The 20296-nt window shown below is 26.1% G+C and carries 20 protein-coding genes and 1 other annotated feature; of the genes, 3 read left to right on the top strand and 17 right to left on the bottom strand.

The annotated features are described in order from the left end of the window. The first annotated feature begins 1 nt into the window (after position 1). Both I2H23_RS03055 and I2H23_RS03050 read left to right on the top strand, forming a co-directional pair. Positions 2 to 712 carry a response regulator transcription factor gene (locus tag I2H23_RS03055; RefSeq protein WP_195581036.1) on the top strand — a complete coding sequence of 237 codons (711 nt, stop codon included), beginning with the start codon at positions 2 to 4 and terminating at the stop codon, positions 710 to 712. Next, positions 684 to 2270: a HAMP domain-containing sensor histidine kinase gene (locus I2H23_RS03050; RefSeq protein ID WP_243248178.1), complete on the top strand. Its 1587-nt coding sequence runs from the start codon at positions 684 to 686 to the stop codon at positions 2268 to 2270. Before I2H23_RS03055 ends, I2H23_RS03050 begins: the two co-directional genes overlap by 29 nt. Positions 2271 to 2322: 52 nt before the next feature. On the opposite strand, the gene I2H23_RS03045 is transcribed toward I2H23_RS03050, so the two are convergent. After that, positions 2323 to 3591 carry a dihydroorotase gene (locus I2H23_RS03045; RefSeq protein ID WP_195581035.1) on the bottom strand — a complete coding sequence of 423 codons (1269 nt, stop codon included), beginning with the start codon at positions 3589 to 3591 and terminating at the stop codon, positions 2323 to 2325. A 213-nt stretch (positions 3592 to 3804) separates the two neighbouring features. Next, a complete protein-coding gene (locus I2H23_RS03040; protein WP_195581034.1) occupies positions 3805 to 4950 on the bottom strand; it encodes a DUF362 domain-containing protein in 1146 nt (381 codons plus the stop codon). A gap of 215 nt (positions 4951 to 5165) precedes the next feature. On the opposite strand from I2H23_RS03040, the gene I2H23_RS03035 reads away from it, so the two are divergent. Beyond that, positions 5166 to 5945, top strand: a complete 780-nt coding sequence (locus tag I2H23_RS03035; protein WP_195581033.1) for a TIGR00266 family protein — start codon at positions 5166 to 5168, stop codon at positions 5943 to 5945. Positions 5946 to 6003: 58 nt separating this feature from the next. On the opposite strand, the gene I2H23_RS03030 is transcribed toward I2H23_RS03035, so the two are convergent. The 15 genes from I2H23_RS03030 to I2H23_RS02960 form a co-directional block, all read right to left on the bottom strand. Then, positions 6004 to 6309, bottom strand: a complete 306-nt coding sequence (locus tag I2H23_RS03030) for a hypothetical protein (RefSeq protein ID WP_166505259.1) — start codon at positions 6307 to 6309, stop codon at positions 6004 to 6006. A gap of 169 nt (positions 6310 to 6478) precedes the next feature. Beyond that, positions 6479 to 7111 carry a DUF975 family protein gene (locus I2H23_RS03025; RefSeq protein ID WP_207741685.1) on the bottom strand — a complete coding sequence of 211 codons (633 nt, stop codon included), beginning with the start codon at positions 7109 to 7111 and terminating at the stop codon, positions 6479 to 6481. Positions 7112 to 7222: 111 nt separating this feature from the next. Beyond that, on the bottom strand, positions 7223 to 8185 hold the full coding sequence (asrC, locus tag I2H23_RS03020; RefSeq protein WP_166505258.1) for a sulfite reductase subunit C: 963 nt from the start codon (positions 8183 to 8185) through the stop codon (positions 7223 to 7225). Between the two features lie 11 nt (positions 8186 to 8196). Further along, positions 8197 to 8988: an anaerobic sulfite reductase subunit AsrB gene (asrB, locus tag I2H23_RS03015; RefSeq protein WP_166505257.1), complete on the bottom strand. Its 792-nt coding sequence runs from the start codon at positions 8986 to 8988 to the stop codon at positions 8197 to 8199. A gap of 1 nt (position 8989) precedes the next feature. Continuing rightward, entirely contained in the window at positions 8990 to 9997 is a 1008-nt protein-coding gene (asrA, locus tag I2H23_RS03010) for an anaerobic sulfite reductase subunit AsrA (protein ID WP_166505256.1), read from the bottom strand. Between the two features lie 118 nt (positions 9998 to 10115). After that, the gene (locus I2H23_RS03005; RefSeq protein WP_166505255.1) at positions 10116 to 10796 is read right to left on the bottom strand and encodes a Crp/Fnr family transcriptional regulator; all 681 of its coding nucleotides are present in this window, start codon (positions 10794 to 10796) and stop codon (positions 10116 to 10118) included. Between the two features lie 121 nt (positions 10797 to 10917). Beyond that, positions 10918 to 11469 (bottom strand): NADH peroxidase, encoded by a 552-nt coding sequence (locus I2H23_RS03000; protein WP_092926268.1) that lies wholly within the window; start codon positions 11467 to 11469, stop codon positions 10918 to 10920. Positions 11470 to 11747: 278 nt separating this feature from the next. Continuing rightward, positions 11748 to 12674 (bottom strand): DMT family transporter, encoded by a 927-nt coding sequence (locus tag I2H23_RS02995; protein WP_092926270.1) that lies wholly within the window; start codon positions 12672 to 12674, stop codon positions 11748 to 11750. A 177-nt stretch (positions 12675 to 12851) separates the two neighbouring features. After that, complete coding sequence (locus tag I2H23_RS02990; protein ID WP_092926272.1) at positions 12852 to 13199, bottom strand: DUF4870 domain-containing protein; 348 nt, start codon at positions 13197 to 13199, stop codon at positions 12852 to 12854. 195 nt (positions 13200 to 13394) lie between these two features. Beyond that, positions 13395 to 13925: a hypothetical protein gene (locus tag I2H23_RS02985; protein WP_166505253.1), complete on the bottom strand. Its 531-nt coding sequence runs from the start codon at positions 13923 to 13925 to the stop codon at positions 13395 to 13397. Positions 13926 to 14133: 208 nt separating this feature from the next. Then, positions 14134 to 15339, bottom strand: coding sequence for a tyrosine--tRNA ligase (gene tyrS / locus I2H23_RS02980; protein ID WP_092926276.1), 1206 nt, complete (start codon positions 15337 to 15339; stop codon positions 14134 to 14136). Positions 15340 to 15449: 110 nt separating this feature from the next. Next, positions 15450 to 15699, bottom strand: a binding site (T-box leader). Positions 15700 to 15759: 60 nt separating this feature from the next. Further along, positions 15760 to 16491: a glycerophosphodiester phosphodiesterase family protein gene (locus tag I2H23_RS02975; RefSeq protein ID WP_195581032.1), complete on the bottom strand. Its 732-nt coding sequence runs from the start codon at positions 16489 to 16491 to the stop codon at positions 15760 to 15762. Next, positions 16484 to 17455, bottom strand: coding sequence for a DUF2232 domain-containing protein (locus I2H23_RS02970; protein WP_195581031.1), 972 nt, complete (start codon positions 17453 to 17455; stop codon positions 16484 to 16486). The genes I2H23_RS02975 and I2H23_RS02970 overlap by 8 nt, the downstream gene beginning before the upstream one ends. Before the next feature lie 148 nt (positions 17456 to 17603). Beyond that, positions 17604 to 19064, bottom strand: a complete 1461-nt coding sequence (locus tag I2H23_RS02965) for a UDP-N-acetylmuramoyl-L-alanyl-D-glutamate--2,6-diaminopimelate ligase (RefSeq protein WP_195581030.1) — start codon at positions 19062 to 19064, stop codon at positions 17604 to 17606. An 85-nt stretch (positions 19065 to 19149) separates the two neighbouring features. Continuing rightward, positions 19150 to 20235 carry a glycosyltransferase gene (locus I2H23_RS02960; RefSeq protein ID WP_195237076.1) on the bottom strand — a complete coding sequence of 362 codons (1086 nt, stop codon included), beginning with the start codon at positions 20233 to 20235 and terminating at the stop codon, positions 19150 to 19152. Between the last annotated feature and the right edge of the window lie 61 nt (positions 20236 to 20296).

Below are 20296 nucleotides of genomic sequence, written 5' to 3'. Positions count from 1 at the left end.
AATGAATGAAAATATATTAATAGTTGATGATGATAAAGAAATAGTTGATGCGATAGAATTTTATTTAAAACCTGAGGGTTTTAATGTATTAAAAGCTTATGATGGAATTGATGCTATTGAAACTTTAATAGATAATAATGTAGATTTAGTTATTATGGATGTGATGATGCCAAATCTTGATGGTCTTAAAGCGACTTTAAAAATAAGAGAAAATAATAATATTCCTATAATACTTTTATCTGCTAAAAATCAAGATATTGATAAAATTTTAGGTCTCAATATAGGGGCTGATGATTATGTTACAAAGCCATTTAATCCACTAGAACTCATTGCTCGTATTAAATCTCAATTAAGAAGATTTATTAACTTAAATAATAACTCTAGTAATAAGAGTATTAACGATTCTAACATATTGAAAAGTGGTGGTCTTAGTTTAAATAAAGATACTAAGGTAGTTAGCTTAGATGGAGAAGTTATTAAAGTAACTCCTATTGAGTACAGGATACTTGAATTTTTACTTTTAAATAAGGGAATCGTATTTTCATCTACAGAAATATATGAAAATGCTTGGGATGATATAGCTTATAACTGTGAAAAAACCGTTGCTGTTCATGTTAGAAGGATAAGAGAAAAAATAGAGATAAATCCTAAAGAACCAAAATATTTAAAGGTGGTGTGGGGAATTGGATATAAAATTGAAGACATTAAATAAATCTATTAATATAGAAGACTCAAAATTAAAGGTAGCTTCTTTACTAATTTTATTTTTATCTATGTCTATATGTTTTGAATCACTATTTAATTTAGCATTTAGCTTTCATAACATATATGAATATTCTCCAATAGCAAGATATATATTCTTTGGAAATGTAATACATTTAGATAATCGGAGTATTTTAAGTATTGAAGTGATAGTTACTATAGTTTCTTTAGCTATATCTATAGGTTGTATTGTAGTTTATAACATAACTAAAAAATCTAATATAAAAATATTTGACTCTTTTATAAATCTAACTTCAAATGTTTCTATTGAAGTATTTTTATTTATAATAGGTTTTATATTCTTTATAAGATTTCATACTTGGTCATCTGCACCAGATTTTTTTGATAATTCACTTATAGTATGTGATTTTTTAATCCTTACAACTACTTATATAGCTTATAAAAGTTTTAAATTATCATCTAATAATTTATTATCTAGATTAATAGTACTTTCTATGATTAAGGATTTTTTAGATAAACAAAATAAAAAAACGATAAACAATAAAATAGCTAGTATATTAGTAATATCTATAATAATACAGTTTATAATTATGTTTATATTTTTATCAGTTATAAGCTATTTTTCTATTTTTGCAATGATTTATGCTATGCTATTTTCTCTATTTAGTATTATACCTTACTCTTATATATACAAATTATTAACTAAAAAAACAAAATATATTGAATATATATCTAAAAATATAAAAACTATAGAAAATGGTGACTTAAGCCATAAATTAAAGGTAATTGGTAATGATGAAATATCATCTATTGCAAGCAGTATAAATAATATAAGCTTAGGACTTGAAAAGTCTCTTAATGAGCAACTAAAAAGTGAAAAAATGAAAACAGAGCTTATAACTAATGTAAGTCATGACTTAAAAACACCACTTACTTCTATAGTTAGCTATATAGATATACTTAAAAATAACGAATTAGATTCTAAAACTACTAAAGATTATATAAATATCCTAGATAAAAAAGCTACTAGACTTAAAGATTTAGTTGAGGACATATTTGAAGCATCTAAAATAAGTAGTGGTGATATAGAAATTAATCTAAAAAAAACTGATATAAAGGAACTTCTAATTCAAAGTATCGTTGAATTAGAAGATAAAATAGAGTCTTCTAAGCTAGATTTTATAATAGATACGCCTGATTATCCTGTATTTACCAATATAGATGGTAAAAGAATGTTTAGGGTTTTTGAAAATCTTATAACTAATATTACTAAGTATTCTTTAGCTAATACTCGTGTATATATAGATATTAATGTTAAAGATGACTATATATTTATTACTATGAAAAATATATCTAATCATAGATTAAATATTTCTTCCGATGAACTATTAGAGCGATTTGTCCGTGGTGATGTTTCTAGAAATACTTCTGGAAGTGGATTAGGATTATCTATTTGTAGCAATTTAGTGGATCTTCAAAGTGGTAGTCTTAAGCTTGATATAGATGGAGATTTATTTAAAGTTATATTAAAATTTAAGATTTACTAAATTTATTAATAAAATTATAAAGGGCTATATTTTAATATAGCCCTTTATAATTTTATTTTTTATCTTCAAATACTACCTTACCGCCACATATAGTATATTTTACTTTACCAAATAATTTATGTCCTTTAAATGGAGTATTTTCACATTTTGATACAAATTTATCTACTACAAACTCTTCGTTTTCATCAAATATAACTATATCAGCAACTTTCCCTTCTTCTATGCTCCCACTTTCTAGATTGTATAATCTAGCTGGATTTATAGTCATTTTCTCTATTAACTTCATCATATCTAAATGATTGTTTTTAACTAAGCTAGTTATACCAAGAGAAAGTGCAGTTTCAAGACCTATTATACCACTTGGTGCTTTCGTAAATTCTACATTTTTCTCTTCATATGTATGAGGTGCATGATCTGTTGCTATTATTTCAATTGTATCGTCCTTTAAACCTTCAATTATTGCCATCTTATCTTCTAATGTTCTAAGTGGTGGATTCATTTTAGCATTAGTACCATAAGTTAATACATCATCTTCAGTTAGTGTAAAATGATGTGGTGTTGCTTCTGCGTATACATTAGCACCTAACTTTTTTATAAATCTTACCATTTCTACTGAATTTTTAGAACTTATATGTTGTATATTAACTTTTGCCCCACTTTTTAAAGCTAACATACAATCACGACTAACCATAACATCTTCAGCAACATTTGGCGCACCCAATATTCCCATTTGTTTAGATATTTTACCATTATTTATACCAGCACAAGTTATAAGCGATGGGTCCTCTTCATGAAAACTAAGAGGAACGTTTCGTTCCTTCGCCATGTTCATAGCCTTAAGTATAATATCACTATCCATTATAGGTAGTCCATCATCAGTAAAGCCTACAGCACCAGCTTTAATCATTTTATCCATATCAACTATTTCTTTACCTTTAAATCCTTTAGTTATTGCACTTGCTTGTAATACATTTATTGATGATAGTTTAGCTTTTTCATTTATATAATCTAAAGTTTCTTCATTATCAACTATAGGATTAGTATTTGCCATACATACAACTGTTGTAAATCCTCCCTTAGCTGCTGAAGCTGAACCTGTTAATATATCTTCTTTATGAGTAAATCCTGGATCTCTAAAATGAACGTGTACATCTATAAGCCCAGGTGATACTATACATCCTTTAGCATCTATTATTCTATCAACATCATTTTCATCTATATTCCCTATTTTTTCTATTTTATTATCTTTTATAAGTATATCTACTACTTCATCTCTTTTTGTTTTTGGGTCTATTAGTCTTCCATTTCTTATAAGTATCATATTTATCTCCCCTTTAGCTGATTAATGTATAACTAAATTTACTATATTATACATTAAGTTGTGTATATTTTAAATAGTTTTACGAATTTTATACTAAAATTTTTTTTTATAGTTCACCTTTAAATATATTTTTTCTAAAAAAACTCATATATTATAGTAGAAAATTTTAAATTAGATATTAAATAATAATTATTATACGAATATTTATATAATCTACTTTATTAATTTAAATATTATACTTCTCTTTATATCTATAGCTTTTTTAGGACATAATTCATGGCAACAAAAACATCTTATACATTTATTTAGGTCTATTTCTATTTTATTATTTAAAGTAATAACCTTGGCCGGACATACTTCTATACATTTTTTACATTTTATACAATCTTTATGTGATACAAAAGGCTTTGGAGTTATCATCCTTGTAAGTGGCTCGTGTATAAATTTAGGCATAGTTGATGATAACAGCCTAAAATCTTTACTAGTTTTAGGTATCTTAAAATCTTTTATTATAAATCTTTCTATGTTATCACCCACTATAGATATATCACTTAAGTCTTTTTTTATATATTCTCTTTTTATACTCCCTCTTATAGTAGGTACTTTATTTATATCTAGATTTATAACTTTACATGCTACTATATCTATCATATAAGGACTAGGCGATGCTAATGTTATGCCAATTTTTCTTGGTGTTCCAGCTGAAGGCCCTTCTCCTTCCATGCCTACAATTCCATCCATAATAGTCAAACTTGGGTTTACATAAGAACATATATCTAATAATACATCTTCACAAAATCTTTCTTCATTTGGAAATCTATAATGTATTTCTGCTTTTTGAAGTCCTGCTATAGAGCCATATAAATTTTTAACTCCACCTGTAAATGTTGCCATTCCATGAGTTTTTAATTTACATATATTTATTATATGATCTACTTTAGTTATTGGAGTTATAATATTCATGTATTTTAAAGCTTTAGCATTTTTATTTTCTACCTTAATTTCACTTATATCATAATTTAGTTCTACACCTAGTTCATCCGCTATATCTTTCATACCAGTTGACTTATATATACTTTTTAATGAAGGTACTGTATACGGACCACCTGGGCTATCTCCTATTATTATTTTACAATTTAACTTAAGTAACATTTCACACACAACTTTAACTACCATTGGATGAGTAGTTGTTGCTTCTTTAGGACTTTTTTTCATTAGCAAATTTGGCTTTATTAGTACTTTGCTATTTGCTTTTATATACTTTTCTAACCCACCTAAATCTTCTAAATTTTTACTTATTGCATGTTTTACACTTTCATAGCCATAATCATTACATTCCCTAATTGATACATTCCCCATTTGTTTCCCCCTTGATAAAATTGTTATCCTATATCTTTACATAATTATATCACAATGAAAAAATCTTTCTTGAAATTCTCACATTTATACCTTTTTTAGTTATTATTTTTATATAATGTATAAAAAGTTTTCTATAAAATAACTATATCTTTTAAATTTTAATAATACTTTATATATAATTAGATTATAATTAAATACATAAGGAGGGATATTTTATGAATTCTCATGAAATAGATTATAAACTACATGGACATGACATGCAATTTGTTGAAATTGAGTTAGATAAAGGTGAAAGTGTAGTAGCTGAAGCTGGTTCTATGATGATGATGGATGAACACATTTCTATGGAAACTATATTTGGAGATGGCAGTAAGAAAGGTGGTTCTAAGCTATTTGGTGCTGCTAAAAGAGTTTTAACTGGTGAAAGTCTTTTTATGACGTCATTTACTAATACTTCTAACAATAGAAAAAAAGTATCTTTTGCATCACCATATCCTGGTAAAATAATACCAATTGACTTATCTGAAATGAACGGTAAACTAATATGTCAAAAAGATTCATTTTTATGCGCTGCTAAGGGAGTAAGTATTGGAATAGATTTTAGAAAAAAACTTGGTGTTGGATTTTTTGGAGGTGAGGGATTTATCCTTCAAAAGCTAGAAGGAGATGGACTTTGCTTTATTCATGCTGGCGGTACTATTATAAAAAAAGAATTAATGCCTGGTGAAAAATTAAAAGTTGATACTGGATGCTTAGTAGCTATGACAAAAGATATAAAATATGATATAGAATTTATAGGTGGTATAAAAAATAGCTTATTTGGCGGTGAAGGGTTATTTTTTGCAACTCTTACAGGTCCTGGATATGTTTGGATTCAAAGCTTACCATTTAGTAGACTTGCTTCTAGAGTATTTGCATCTGCTCCTCAAGTTAGTGGTGATCAAAAAGGCGAAGGAAGTATATTAGGAAGTTTTGGAAATTTATTTGAAAAATAAGTAATAGGAGCGAATCTCTACTTGGAGATAGCTCCTATTTTAAGTTAAAGATTAATTTTTAAAAAGGAAATTGTAATAATGATAGGGCAAGTAAAAGATTAAGTGGGAATCTTCTACGTCTAAAACGTCTAAATCTTCTAGGTCTTCCAAATTGTCTGCCACGTCTTAGTTGATTATTATCTTCATCTACAATTACATCTTCCCCAACTAATACAGTAACACCATCTTCATCCACACTCTCAATAATTCCATCAAATACTTGTCCATCTTCCATCATTAATACAACGTGGTAATTTAAAAATCTTTTACATTTATCTCTTAAACTTTGTAAATCTTTATTTTCGTCAATTCTTTTTAAATTCATTTTATTAATCCCCTTTCTAATTATATAGTATTTATTTTTAGGATAAATGGTGATAGTTTTTATTAATATATATTAGATTAATATAATAATATTTTTAATAAAAAAATGTATACTTGCCAGTTCTGACAAGTATACATTTTTTTATTTATATATAAATATTGTATTATTTTTACAAGATATCTTCGTTAGAAATAGATTTTAATTTTAAATAAAAATTCCCTAATGTAGTATAATAATATGGTGTATACCATAAAAAACCTATTCCTAAAGTAAATACACATAATATAGCCCAACCTAGAAAACTTAATTCTAGTATAAACAATTCCCACTTAAAGCCTTTCATCATATTTGCACTTTTCTTTAAACAATCCATTATTGATAACTCTGAATTTTCTGCTAATATATAATATGCTTGTGAGAACATTAACATCACTATAATACCTGGTATTACAAATAAAAATGTTCCTATTACTGAAGCTATAGTTATTATTAAATTTATTACAAAAGATTTTATAAAAACATTAAATCCAGAGAATAAATCTGTAAATTTAGCTTTTTCATTATCTGTTGCTAAGTTTAATATAAATCTACTAAATCCTACTTGTATCGGACCTGCAAATATTAATCCTATTATATTCAAAGTAATAACTATATTTTCATTTAACCAAGATGTAGCTGTACCTGATTCAACACCTGTTCCTTCTATTATTATAGTATATATTAAACATGTTAATATTGCTAATCCCCAATGACCCTTTAATTGCATTTTAGCACTATTTTTTAATTCAACTCTTGAAATCATATGCCTTCCCCTCCAATTATATTGTTAGTTTATTATATTCTAACAAATATTGGATATATTTTATACTATATTAACAATATTGTAATTACTTTGTTTTGTCATTATATTTATTTAATATTTTATTCCACTCCAGTATACATTATCCTTTATAATAGTAATATCATCAAATTCTACACCCTCAAGTGCCCATTTTTTAAACTCCATAAATCCTGTTCTGTCAACAATATATCCAATATGTTCTTTTGGTAAACTTTTATCTATATATTTTTCTACATACTTATAAGTATTTAGTATTATCTTAATTATATTTTCTTCATCTGCCCATATTAAAAAATCTTCTGCTAACCTTGGATTCTTCTTACCGCTTCTTCCCATTATAGCTAATCTATAATATTTCTTAGGATCTCTACTCCATGCATTTGTAGGACAATTAAGTACACATTCTCCACATCCTATACATTTACTGTGGTCTCTTATTACCCTATAGTTTTCTGCATGTAATGCACCTGTTGATAACTGCTTACACTTTTTAACACAAGCCCCACAAGATACACATCTATCTCTTTCGTAGTGCGGTAAAGTCATTCCTATTATTCCAAAATCATGAGTTCTTGCTTTTATACAGTCATTTGGACATCCTGTCAAAGCTATTTTTACATGTAAATCATTTGGAAATACTGCTTTTTCTATTTTCTTTGCAAACTCAGTTGTATTGTATTGCGCTTTCGGACAAACTTTATTACCTATACATGATGCTATATTTCTAGTTCCTGCAGCAGAATATCCTTTATCCTTTTCTTCTTGATTTATTTCCATTTTTTCTATAATTGGTTGGACAAGCTTATTGACCTTTTCCATATCTTCCATTTTTATACCAAGTATTTCAAACCCTTGTCTAGTAGTCATATGTATTTGACCATTTCCATACTCATTTGCTATCTTTGATACTATCATTAAACTTTCAGAGTCAACACATCCTCCAGGAATTCTAACTCTTAATGCTGTTTCGTATCTATTTTTAGTTATTCTATAAGCATTTTTCATTGTCTTTTTAGTATTTAAATCTCTTATCATAACATTCCCTCCTAATCTATAAGATTTTTAGCATAAGAATAATCAAATACAGGCCCATCTATGCAAATATAAGTATCATCCATTTTACAATGACCACACTTACCTACTCCACAACACATTTTTCTTTCATAAGAAACCCATATATTATTTTCTGCCAAATCTCTTTTTAAAAATTCGCCTACTGTAAAATGCATCATCATAGGAGGACCTACTACTATTGCTGATGTATTATTTACATCTTTTATTTCTAAATCTGGTATATATTTTGTAACTAAACCAACATTACCTTTATAATCGTTTTCACCTTTATCCACAGTAACTATTACATCTAATTTTTCACCCCATCTTTTTAAATCATCTTTAAATAATATATCTTGTGGTGATCTAAATCCAGCTATTAATTTAAAGCTTTTGAATTTTTGAGGATTATTATAAAAATATTCTACAATTCCTCTAACTGGTGCAATTCCACTTCCTCCTGCAACTACTATTATTTCTCTATTTTCATATATACTTATATCAAAACCATTTCCATATGGTCCTCTTATGAAGAATTTATCTCCTATTTTATAATTAAATATTTCATTAGTTACTTTTCCTACACTTCTTATTGTAAAATCTATATAATTATCACCATATCCACTTACAGATATTGGACTTTCTCCATATTTAGGTATTGATATCTCATAAAATTTTCCTGGAAGTACATCTTTAGTACTACATTCTACTCTAAAAGTCCACTCTATATCTGTATGTTTAACTATATCTATTATCTTAGCTCCTACTGGAATATACGAATTCATATTACTTTCTCTCCTTACTTATTTCATTTACTTTTTCTATACATTTTGAAAATGATATATATTGAGGGCAAGCATCATCACATCTTCCACACCCTACACACATGTTGTAGCCAAATCTCTTATTGAAATCATATATTTTATGCATTGTTTTAAATCTCATTCTTTCACCCTTAGTTTTTCTAAATTCATGCCCTCCAGCCATACTTGTAAAGCCGTCAACTTGACATCCTGCCCATATTCTTCTTCTTTCACCTACTTTTTCATTTTCTTTGTAAAAAACATCTTGCATAGTAAAACAAGAACATGTTGGACATACAAAGTTGCATCTTCCACAAGCTATACATCTTGAGTTATACTCTTGCCACATTTCATGTTTAGATATTTCTTTAGAGTTTATTTTATCTATTTGTGGCACTTCTATATTAAATAAGTTTTCCTTTACAAAATCTATTTCAAATTCACATTTTTCTCCATTAAATATTTTTAAATCCTTATCTTTTATTTCTAGGAAAACTTCATTATCGTCTATTTTAATTCCCATAGAATAATTATCCGTTTTATTTGAATCCATACTTACACAGAAACAATTTCTAAAACTTTCTCTACATCCAACAAGAACAAATTTTACTTTCTCTCTTAATTTTTTGTAATAATAATCTTCATCAATTCCATTTTTTAAATATATCTCATCTAGTCTTTTCATTGCATTTATATCACATGCTCTTAAAAAGATTAATAGTTTTTTATCATCAATATCGCTTTCCTTAAATTCATTTTCTGTAAAATAAAATAATATTTGTGTTATAGGAAATACTATTTCCTTGGCAGAAAAGTTTGATTTTCTATTTAGTTCCATTTCATCTAAAGAACTTACTTCTTTATATCTTACAACGTCTGTATCTGAGAAAGTTCCCATATATTCTAATGATACTGGTGCTAATATTTTATATTCATTACTAAGTGTTTTCAATTTTTCATTAAAATTTTCTTTGCTTAATTTTATCTTCACAACAATCACCTTTTCCCTTTTCTATTGATAAAATTTTAACATTTATTATAATTATTTTCCGTGATTAATATCACGTTTTTATAAAAATAAAAAGAAATAGCAAAACTTTAATGTTTTACTATTTCTTAAAGTACTCTGATAATCCTTTTTCTTTAACAAATATTTTTTTATTTTCTAATTTAACTAATCCTTCATTTTGAAGTGTTTTCATTGCCCTTGATAAAGTTTCTCTTTTACATCCTAGCATATCTGATAAATAAGTTATGCTTATATTTACATCTATTAATGTCCATACTCCTTTATTTGTTCCAAATTCTTTGCTTATTCTATATAATTTAGCTGCTAACTTTTTATCCATTTTTATAGAAATTGAATTTTTTAGTTGTCTATATAATCTTCTATTTCTTCTTTCCATGTAATTTATTATATTTTTAGTTAAGTAAAAATCTTTCTCCATAACCTTTATAAAATCATCTATATTATATTTTAGTATAGTGGCGTTCTCAAAGACTTCACAAAATACTGATGATTCTCTTTTTTTATCTGTAGTTATTTCATTAATCATTTCGCCTTCATTTAATATAAATATTACTTTTCTATCGCCATTTTCATTTATTTTAAATATAGATACTTTTCCATCTATAACAAAGTATATATTATTTATTTTTTCTTTTTCCTCAAATAAAACTTCATTTTTTTCTAATTTTATTGTGTTGCTATATTTCTTAAGTTCTTCTTTTGTTTCATCTTTTAAATTTTTAAATATATTTATATTATCTATATAACTGCTTTTTATCATCTCTTCACCATATTCACTCTTATTATAGTTTTATTTATCTACTTAATTAGTATATCACATATTATTATAAAAATTAAAAAAGGCCATCTCATATGAGATGACCCATTTATTTAAACTATAATTAGTTTTGCTTTCCAAAATGTCTTTCTAATAATCCTAAGAATGCTTTACCATGTCTAGCTTCATCTTTACACATTTCATGAACTGTATCATGTATAGCATCTAATCCTAATTCTTTAGCTCTCTTAGCTATTTTTAATTTTCCTTCAGTTGCTCCATATTCAGCTTCTACTCTTGCAGTTAAGTTAGCTTTAGTATCAGCTACAACAACTTCCCCTAATAATTCAGCAAATTTTGCAGCATGTTCTGCTTCTTCAAATGCTATTCTCTTGTAAGCTTCTGCAACTTCTGGGTATCCTTCTCTATCAGCTTGACGACTCATTGCTAAGTACATTCCAACTTCTGTACATTCTCCAGTAAAGTTAGCTCTTAAACCTTCTAATATTTCTTCGTCTACACCTTTAGCAACACCTATTCTGTGTTCGTCAGCCCAAACCATTTCACCCTTCATTTCTTCGAACTTATCAGCTCCAACTCCACATACTGGACATTTTTCTGGTGCAGTTTCTCCTTCATGTATGTATCCACATACTGTACAAACAAATTTTTTCATGATTATACTCCTCCAATTTATATATTAATTTAATTTAAATTCATTATTTAACTACTATACTATATACCCTAAAATACATTAACTAAATAATAAATTCTTATTATTTATAAATAAGATATTTAATATCTTATCGATCATATTTTATATATACCCGGTGTAGCATCCCCTAAACAATAAATTTAAATTTTTTACAAATATAAGTTTACCATCTATACAGTCACAATTACAACCTTATTTTCCCATTTTTATATTAAATTATTAATTTTATATAATGTATATTAAGATTTACTTGTATCTTCGTTAGATTCTATACATGCTTCTTCTATGTATATGTCTTTTTTCTTTAAAAAAGATAGTTTAGTTTCAGCCATTATGATGGCTACAAATATTATAAAACTTCCTAAAATCATTCTTAATGTTACTAGTTCTTTTAATATAATTACAGAGAAAATTGTTCCAAATACTGCTTCTGTTGAAAGTATTATAGCAGCCTTATTTCCTTCAACACTTTTTTGACATATAGTTTGCACCAAAAAACAAACAGTAGTACTAAATACTCCTAGATATAATACACCTAGATATCCATCTATACCAGCATTTATACTTCCCTCTCCCATAAGTATTTGTGTAAATAATGAAAGTATAAATGCCACACTAAATTGTATAGCTGTAAGTACTATTGGATTATACCTTACAGCATATTTACTTGTAAAGAATATATGAAATGCAAATCCAAAAGCACATACTAAAGTTAAAAAGTCTCCAAAATTAATAGAAAAATCTGATTCAAGCGATAGTATACCTATTCCTATAACTGTTAATATACTACTTATTATACCCATTTTATCAAGTTTTTGTTTATACATTAAAAATCCTATAAACGGAACTATAATTACATTAGTAGCAGTTATAAATGCATTTTTTGATGGTGTTGTATAAACTAACCCTATAGTTTGGACAACAAAGGCTGTAAATAGAAAAAATCCTAATATACAACCATACTTTATTGCATCTTTGCTCACATTTTCTTTTATCTGTTTAAAAAAGATTAAATTTATCAAAAGCGCTCCTATAAAAAATCTAAGTGTTATTATTTGCAGTGGCGTAAGTCCCCCATCTAGCGCCAATTGTGTTCCTACAAATCCACTTCCCCAAATCATAGCAACTATTAGTAATCCTATTTGTGAAATATATGTTTTTTTCATCTTTTTCCCCCTTTTTTTTGATATAACTCACTATTAACATTAATATACTAGACATATTTTGTAAATACATTAACATTTCTTTTATTCATAATTTTCAAATAATTTTATTTTTATATATAATTTAATTAGTACATAAAAAAAGAACTACATAATATATTAAATGTAGTTCTTTTTATTTTATTTTATAATGTTAAGTGTAAATGGGAAATCATAATCTCTATATGATCCATATCTTATCATAGCTATTATGTTAAGTACTAAATAGGCTATTGATACTAGTGGTAATAATACCATTCCAACTAGCAAAAATACTAATAATCCAGATATTATTTCATATATAAAAAATGATATGTGAAAATTCAAAAGTCTTCTACCATTTCTAGCTATAAAGTCTGAGTCTTTACTATAATCTTTCCATACAAAGTATGATATTATAAACCCTATAAAATTAAAAACTATAATTCCACCTGCCATTAAAAGCATTATAATATTTTCTCTAGATATTGATTTTTTATAATCATCCATAATTATATCCTTTCTTACATAGTTTATAAACTATATAAAATTTAAGTATTAAAAATTTCCCAGGAAAACATTTTTATAAAATTTCCCTTCTCCTCATGAATACATGTGTATTTTTAGTCATATCCACTTCCAAAAATATTATATTCATATTAAAGATATATGAAATATGATTTTTGTATATATCAAAAATTTATTTTATATATCTAGCTTTAATTGTTTATATAGATCTTCTTCTTGATTTTTGTTAGATTCTTTTTGATTTTCATTTATTATATTCATTTTAGATAAAAACCTTTTAACATCTGTTAAGCTATCTACTGCTATTTCTTTATAATTTATCTCTAAAAAATATCCAGTTGCAGTTTTTTCTATCTTTACACTTGGTTTATCCATTATAATAGATATTACATTTCCATTTAAATACTCAACAGCAAATGTCTTTTCATTCTCAGCAAATAACTCAACTAAATTCTCTGATATCTTAAAACTTTTGCTTTTATCAACTTGACTTGTGCTAAACTTCATAAGTAAAGGTTTGATTGATTTTAGATCATTTAATATAACTTTAGAACCTTTTATATCTATTAAATATCCTTTTGTACTAGCACTTATAGTTATATTTTTATTGTCAACTACTACAGATGTTATTTTTCCTTTACTATAGTATATGATATAAGACCTATTCATATTAGATAATATTTTAGTTATTTTACTTGGTAAATACATATAGCTCCTCATCTCTTTTTCGTCTTTAATAGATAAAATATAACATTTATCATTATTTTTTACAACTGCTTTATTCTAATTAGTACTTGTTATATCATCTATTAATCTTTAGTATAATATATCTTATCATTTAGTATAATGTGAGGTATATTAGGATATTAATCCAAAAAGAGATATAAGTTAGTTTCTTATATCTCTTTTAATTATATTATTTTACAACTACTTTTATAAACTTCTTCTTACCTATTTGAACTACTAATTCACCCTCAGCTACTACTTCTTGTAAATCAGCTATTTTTTCACTATTTACTTTAACTCCACCTTGCTTAACTAATCTTCTTAATTCACTTTTACTTGGAGTTAACTTGTTATCAACTATTATTTGAGCTAAATCAAAATCATTAGCATCTGCTTCTACTGTTAATATATCAACAGGTATTTGTCCTTTTTGGAATACTGATTTAAATCTTTCTTCAGCGAAGTTTGCTTTTTCTTCTCCGTGGTATAATCTTACTATTTCTTTAGCAAGTTCCATTTTTATATCTCTTGGATTTTTTCTATCTTCTTTTAAATCTTTTTCTATTTCAGCTACTACATCAGGGTGAACATCAGTTACTAAGTTGTAGTATTTAACTATTAATGAATCTGGTATTTCCATAGCTTTTTGATACATTACACCAGCTTCTTCATCTACTCCTATGTAGTTTCCTAAACTCTTACTCATTTTATTAACGCCATCTAGTCCTTCTATTATAGGCATCATTATAACTACTTGAGAATCTTGACCAAATTCTTTTTGTAGTGCTCTACCCATAAGTAAGTTAAATCTTTGGTCAGTTCCACCTAATTCTATATCAGCTTTTATAGCAACTGAATCATATCCTTGCATTAATGGGTAGAAGAATTCGTGTACTGATATTGGAGTATGGCTTTCATATCTCTTTTTAAAGTCTTCTCTTTCTAACATTCTAGCAACAGTTATAGTTGCAGCTAATTTAACAACATCTTCAAAGTTTAACTTTCCTAGCCATTCACTGTTAAATCTTACTTCTGTCTTTTCTTTATCTAAAACTTTAAATATTTGTTCTTGGTAAGTTTTTGCATTTTCTAAAACTTGCTCTGTAGTTAATGCCTTTCTAGCTTGAGATTTTCCAGTTGGATCTCCTATCTTTCCTGTAAAGTCTCCTATTATTATTACTACCTTGTGTCCTAAGTCTTGTAATTGCTTCATTTTTCTAAGAACAACAGTATGCCCTAAGTGTATATCTGGTGCTGATGGGTCAAGACCTAACTTAACAACTAACTGTCTTCCCTCTTTGTGAGCATTAGTTAATTTTTCTCTTAAGTCCTTTTCATCTATTAAATCTTCTACACCTTTTAATATAATTTTTACTTGTTCATCTAAATTAAACATATTTACCCTCCTGTTATTTTATATTTATAAATTTGCTTAAGTCTTATTTTTTAGCAAATCATTTTTTAAGGATATAAAACTTTTTGTATTAAAAAAAGCCTTCATCCTTATAAAAGGACGAAAGCTTGTGCTTACGTGTTACCACCTTAATTTATTAATACTTCACAGTATTAACCTTATTAGGTACAAAATTATACCCTAGCATTATAACGTATGCTACTCCGTTTTTCCCTAATGGTTGTTATCTTTCAGGAAAACTGCTCCAAGATGTATTCAAATTAACTTTTCTTGCTCCTCTCACCTACCGGAAACTCTCTGTTAGAATACATTAATCCTACTAATTCTTATCATAGCTTTATATTAATATTTTTTCATTTATGTCTATAATATATTCTTAAAATTATATTTTGTCAATACTTTTTAACATTTATTTGGATCTATACCTTCAAATATTATATTATCTGCATATTTGGATGCTTTTTTATATTGATTACAATTAAGTATAGTCCAAGTTATAACTGGCATCTTATTCCTAATTAACTGAACCCTTTTACTTTGAATACTTTTTATATCATAAGATACAAAATCTGGCTTTGTTTTGAAATTTAGTATCATGCCCCTTAAAAATAGTTTTTTGTACCATTTTATTATTGTATCTTTGTAATCAAATGATATTTGCCCTCTTATTATATTATTTGCATTTTCTTTGTACCATAGAAGTACCCTTGGATTAAAAGACTGTATAGCAAACTTACCTTCATAATTTTTTACTATCTTATAAACCTCACTACTCATATCTATAGCATCTCCAAGAGCCTTTAATTCTATTAAGACTGGTACCCTGTTATTTACAATATCTAATACGTCCACTAAAAGAGGTATCTTTTCATCAGTGTTTAATAGCCTTAGTTTGCTTATTTCATTATAAGTCATATTATTTATAGTACCTTTATATCCTGTCATTCTTTCTAAAAACTCATCATGAAATACTACTGCCTTTTTATCTTTTGTAAGTTGTACATCTAATTCTATACCATAGTTATATTTTATAGAATTTATAAAAGCCCCCATAGAGTTTTCTGGATATATATCATTATGAAGTCCTCTATGTGAAAAGGGACATTTTTTGATAAAACTTACATCCTTAACCACATTTTCGCCCTCTACTTAATATATTATTTAATATTCCTATTTGTTGATTTCTTATATTTATCTTTATATCTAATATTATATTAATTATGATTATAATAAATGTAGTTATCTTAAATATTAATACTAATGCTATTAACATTAAAATCGATAATATTCTTATATGAGCTACTTTCTTATTTTTAGATAATAAATAATTTTGTATTGCTGTATATCCATCTTTTATCACAAAGTAAAATGATAGATACTCTATACTTATTATTATAGTTTTTAGATATGTATTATCTATGTTTATATTAAACGCTTTAAAAGTTTCTACTATAAAAATGTATACTGATAATACATAAAATACATTTTTAGAACAACATACAAATCTTGAAAGTCTTCTAAAGTTAGCTATAATTTCAAATTTTTTATTTATATTTCCTTTTAACATATTTAATTTCTTGCACATAAATAAGGATAATATATATATAGAAAATACAGTTCCAAAAGGAAATGCAGCTATAAGTATATAATAAATAACTTGTACATATTCTCCGGATTTTAGTATATTTATATATCCTTGAAACTCTTTCATAAAGCTGTATCCTATTAATTTAGATGCATATATATCTACAAATACCATAAGTACAACGCCTATAAAAGAAGTATATACCATATCATCCATAATAGATGTATCCTTACTTATAAAGTAGCCACAAAGTATTCCAAGTATTACACTTTGGCTACACCATATAGCTATACCTATATTCCCAAGTATCAACCATACTATTAAAAGTGATGTTATCCCAGAAAGTACTGAATACTTAAAATCACATCTAAGTACTACTATTGAAAAAAATACAGGAACTATAAAATCTATGTAAAGTGCATATCCAAAACCAATTCCTACAAATAGTAAGGTACTTATAACAAATAGTGCGGATAGTATTGCTGACTCTGTTAACTTTTTAGTTTCATTCATCAAATTACCTACCTTTTAATTTTTATTTAGTTTATCCGTATATTATAATACTTCTAAAAAAAATAATAAAGCATGCTTTATTATAATATAAAAGAAACTGTGAATATTCACAGCTCCTTTTATTAATATATATGAGTTTATTTGTTGCCTACTTTAAATTTATAGCTTCAAGTGCTACTTTTGTATCATCAAAAGGATGCTTTTTCTTACCTATTATTTGATAATCTTCATGTCCTTTTCCCGCTATTATAACTAAGTCTTTATCATTTGCCATATCTATTGCCTTATATATTGCTTCTTTTCTATCTTCTATAATTATATAATTATCCTTTTTTATATTAATACCTTTTAATATATCATTAATTATTTTATGGGGATCTTCACATCTTGGATTATCTGATGTTATTATAGCTACATCAGAGTATTCTTGTGCTATTTTTCCCATTATAGGTCTTTTTAGTCTATCTCTATCTCCTCCGCATCCAAACACTGTTATTACCTTGCCTTTTGTAAATTCTTTTGAAGCTTTTAATATATTTTCTAAAGCGTCTGGAGTATGTGCATAGTCTACTATAACATTTAGCTTTTTATTATTTTTTATACTTTCAAACCTACCCTTAATGCCTTTAGTATTTCTAAATACTTCTTTAACTATGTTTATATCTATATCTAATATGTAGCAAATACTTATTATTCCCAATGTATTATATACACTAAACTTTCCTGGTATATTTACATAGATATAATCTTCATAAGTTGGAGTTTTTACTTTATATTCTATATGATCTTTTTCTAATATAATATCACTTGCCATAAAATCAGCATGTTCATTTATAGCATAAGTGTATACAGGTATATCTAAGTTTTTAATATTATTTAATATAATTTTGCCATGTTCATCATCTATATTTATTATATTTGCTTTTGTTGTCATATAAAATAACTTTTCTTTAGAGTTTCTATAATCCTCTATATTTTTATGAAAATCTAAATGTTCTTCAGTTAAATTTGTAAATAATCCCATTAAAAAACTAGTATCTTTCACTCTACCTAAGCTAAGTGCATGAGAAGATACTTCCATGGCGCAATATTTACAGTTATTTTTTAACATATCATTGAAACTTTTTTGAAGGTCTAAACTTTCTGGAGTTGTATTTTTAGGTATTATTTTTTCCTTTGAGTTGTCTATTTCGATAGTTCCTATAAGACCACATTTATTAACTTTATTTAATATCTCCTTTAAAAGAGTTGATACACTAGTTTTCCCATTTGTTCCTGTTATTCCTATTACATCTAATTTTGTACTTGGCTCATTATAAAAATTAGATGCAATTTTTGCCATGGCCTCTTTAGTATTACTTACTTTTATAATTCTATACTTCTCCATATTATCTATATTTATATCTTCTTCTATTAAAAATGCCTTAGCTCCAGATTTTATAGCATTTTCTATATATAAATGTCCATTAGTATTATATCCTTTTATACATATGAACATGCTGTTTTTTGTTACTTCTCTTGAATCATAATATATATTATCTATATCAATATTTGTGTCTCCATATATATTTAAAGTATCTACATTCTCTAAAATTTTATCTAATCTCATCATATCCTCCTTATCTATTGTTTAATACAGTATATTTTACATATGATTTTTTTATGATATATAATTTAAGGTGGGTCTCCCCACCTTATCTTTCTTTTATTATAGAATTAAAGTACTTTTCATTACATTTTACACATTCATCATTTGGATTTAATTCCATACATTTTTGATGGTGATAATAAGCCCTTGGTAAATCTTTCAATTCATAATAACAGCAACAAAGATTTAAATGAGGTTTAAATCTTAAGTAACTCATATTAATGCATTGGTTAGTATCACAAGATATATCAGTATTAAGTATTATTTTATACCAACTTATAGCTTGTAAATATTTTTCCTCCTCTTCAAATGAATAAGCTATATTATACATTATATCAGCTCTTGGTATATCTTCTTCAAAGGCTTTATATAAATATATCCTTGCTAGTTTGTATTCTTTTTGTTTTATATAACATTCTCCTATTTTGCATAATGCATCTACCGTTTCTTCCTTAAATTTACTTACCTTTATAAATTCTTTTAATATTTCTATAGATTTTTCATATTTTAAATTACAATATAATTCTCTTCCATAATAATACAAATCTCTATTGCTTAATATTTTGCCATCTTTTAGTTTTTTTTCGTATATTTTAAGATTTCTATCATCTATATTTTTTACCTTATCATGTATTATACAAATATCACTATCATATACATTACTTTCATTTATACCCTCTATAGATATATATTCATGAACATATCCTACCCACTTAAAACCTTCATTTCTTTTGATTATTCTATTTCTTCTAGCTACTATTTTAGGATTATTATTTTCATCTATACACATATGAGTCTCTGTAGATATAACACTTATACTTTCATTTAAATTTTCTTTCAAGTTTATAAGTCTTTTTCTATTTTTCTCATCTAAATACTCGTCTGCATCTAACCAAAGTATATAATCTTTGGTTGCTTTATCAAAGGAAAAATTTCTAGCCTTTGAAAAATCATCAATCCACTTAAAATCATATATATTGTTAGTATAATTTCTGCAAACTTCCTTTGTTTTATCTACTGACCCTGTATCTACTATTATTATTTCATCTACTATATCATAAATACTATCTAAACATCTTTTTAAAATATTTTCTTCATTTTTTACTATCATACATAAACTTATAGTAATCATACTATTTGCTCCCTTAATTAAAAGTTATACTTCAATGTATGATAAAATGACATTTTTTGTG

The organism is Romboutsia sp. BSD2780061687b_171204_C1 (genome assembly GCF_015560225.1).
Lineage (GTDB): Bacteria > Bacillota > Clostridia > Peptostreptococcales > Peptostreptococcaceae > Romboutsia_C > Romboutsia_C hominis.
This window is presented reverse-complemented; position numbering and strand designations above follow the sequence as displayed.

What these genes read in the sequence shown, in the direction of transcription:
- I2H23_RS03055 (WP_195581036.1), top strand. Translation starts at nt 2, where the DNA reads ATGAATGAAAATATATTAATAGTTGATGATGATAAAGAAATAGTTGAT.
- I2H23_RS03045 (WP_195581035.1), bottom strand. Translation starts at nt 3,591, where the DNA reads ATGATACTTATAAGAAATGGAAGACTAATAGACCCAAAAACAAAAAGA.
- I2H23_RS03040 (WP_195581034.1), bottom strand. Translation starts at nt 4,950, where the DNA reads ATGGGGAATGTATCAATTAGGGAATGTAATGATTATGGCTATGAAAGT.
- I2H23_RS03035 (WP_195581033.1), top strand. Translation starts at nt 5,166, where the DNA reads ATGAATTCTCATGAAATAGATTATAAACTACATGGACATGACATGCAA.
- I2H23_RS03030 (WP_166505259.1), bottom strand. Translation starts at nt 6,309, where the DNA reads ATGAATTTAAAAAGAATTGACGAAAATAAAGATTTACAAAGTTTAAGA.
- I2H23_RS03025 (WP_207741685.1), bottom strand. Translation starts at nt 7,111, where the DNA reads ATGATTTCAAGAGTTGAATTAAAAAATAGTGCTAAAATGCAATTAAAG.
- asrC (WP_166505258.1), bottom strand. Translation starts at nt 8,185, where the DNA reads ATGATAAGAGATTTAAATACTAAAAAGACAATGAAAAATGCTTATAGA.
- asrB (WP_166505257.1), bottom strand. Translation starts at nt 8,988, where the DNA reads ATGAATTCGTATATTCCAGTAGGAGCTAAGATAATAGATATAGTTAAA.
- I2H23_RS03005 (WP_166505255.1), bottom strand. Translation starts at nt 10,796, where the DNA reads ATGATAAAAAGCAGTTATATAGATAATATAAATATATTTAAAAATTTA.
- I2H23_RS03000 (WP_092926268.1), bottom strand. Translation starts at nt 11,469, where the DNA reads ATGAAAAAATTTGTTTGTACAGTATGTGGATACATACATGAAGGAGAA.
- I2H23_RS02995 (WP_092926270.1), bottom strand. Translation starts at nt 12,674, where the DNA reads ATGAAAAAAACATATATTTCACAAATAGGATTACTAATAGTTGCTATG.
- I2H23_RS02990 (WP_092926272.1), bottom strand. Translation starts at nt 13,199, where the DNA reads ATGGATGATTATAAAAAATCAATATCTAGAGAAAATATTATAATGCTT.
- I2H23_RS02985 (WP_166505253.1), bottom strand. Translation starts at nt 13,925, where the DNA reads ATGTATTTACCAAGTAAAATAACTAAAATATTATCTAATATGAATAGG.
- tyrS (WP_092926276.1), bottom strand. Translation starts at nt 15,339, where the DNA reads ATGTTTAATTTAGATGAACAAGTAAAAATTATATTAAAAGGTGTAGAA.
- I2H23_RS02970 (WP_195581031.1), bottom strand. Translation starts at nt 17,455, where the DNA reads ATGAATGAAACTAAAAAGTTAACAGAGTCAGCAATACTATCCGCACTA.
- I2H23_RS02965 (WP_195581030.1), bottom strand. Translation starts at nt 19,064, where the DNA reads ATGAGATTAGATAAAATTTTAGAGAATGTAGATACTTTAAATATATAT.
- I2H23_RS02960 (WP_195237076.1), bottom strand. Translation starts at nt 20,235, where the DNA reads ATGATTACTATAAGTTTATGTATGATAGTAAAAAATGAAGAAAATATT.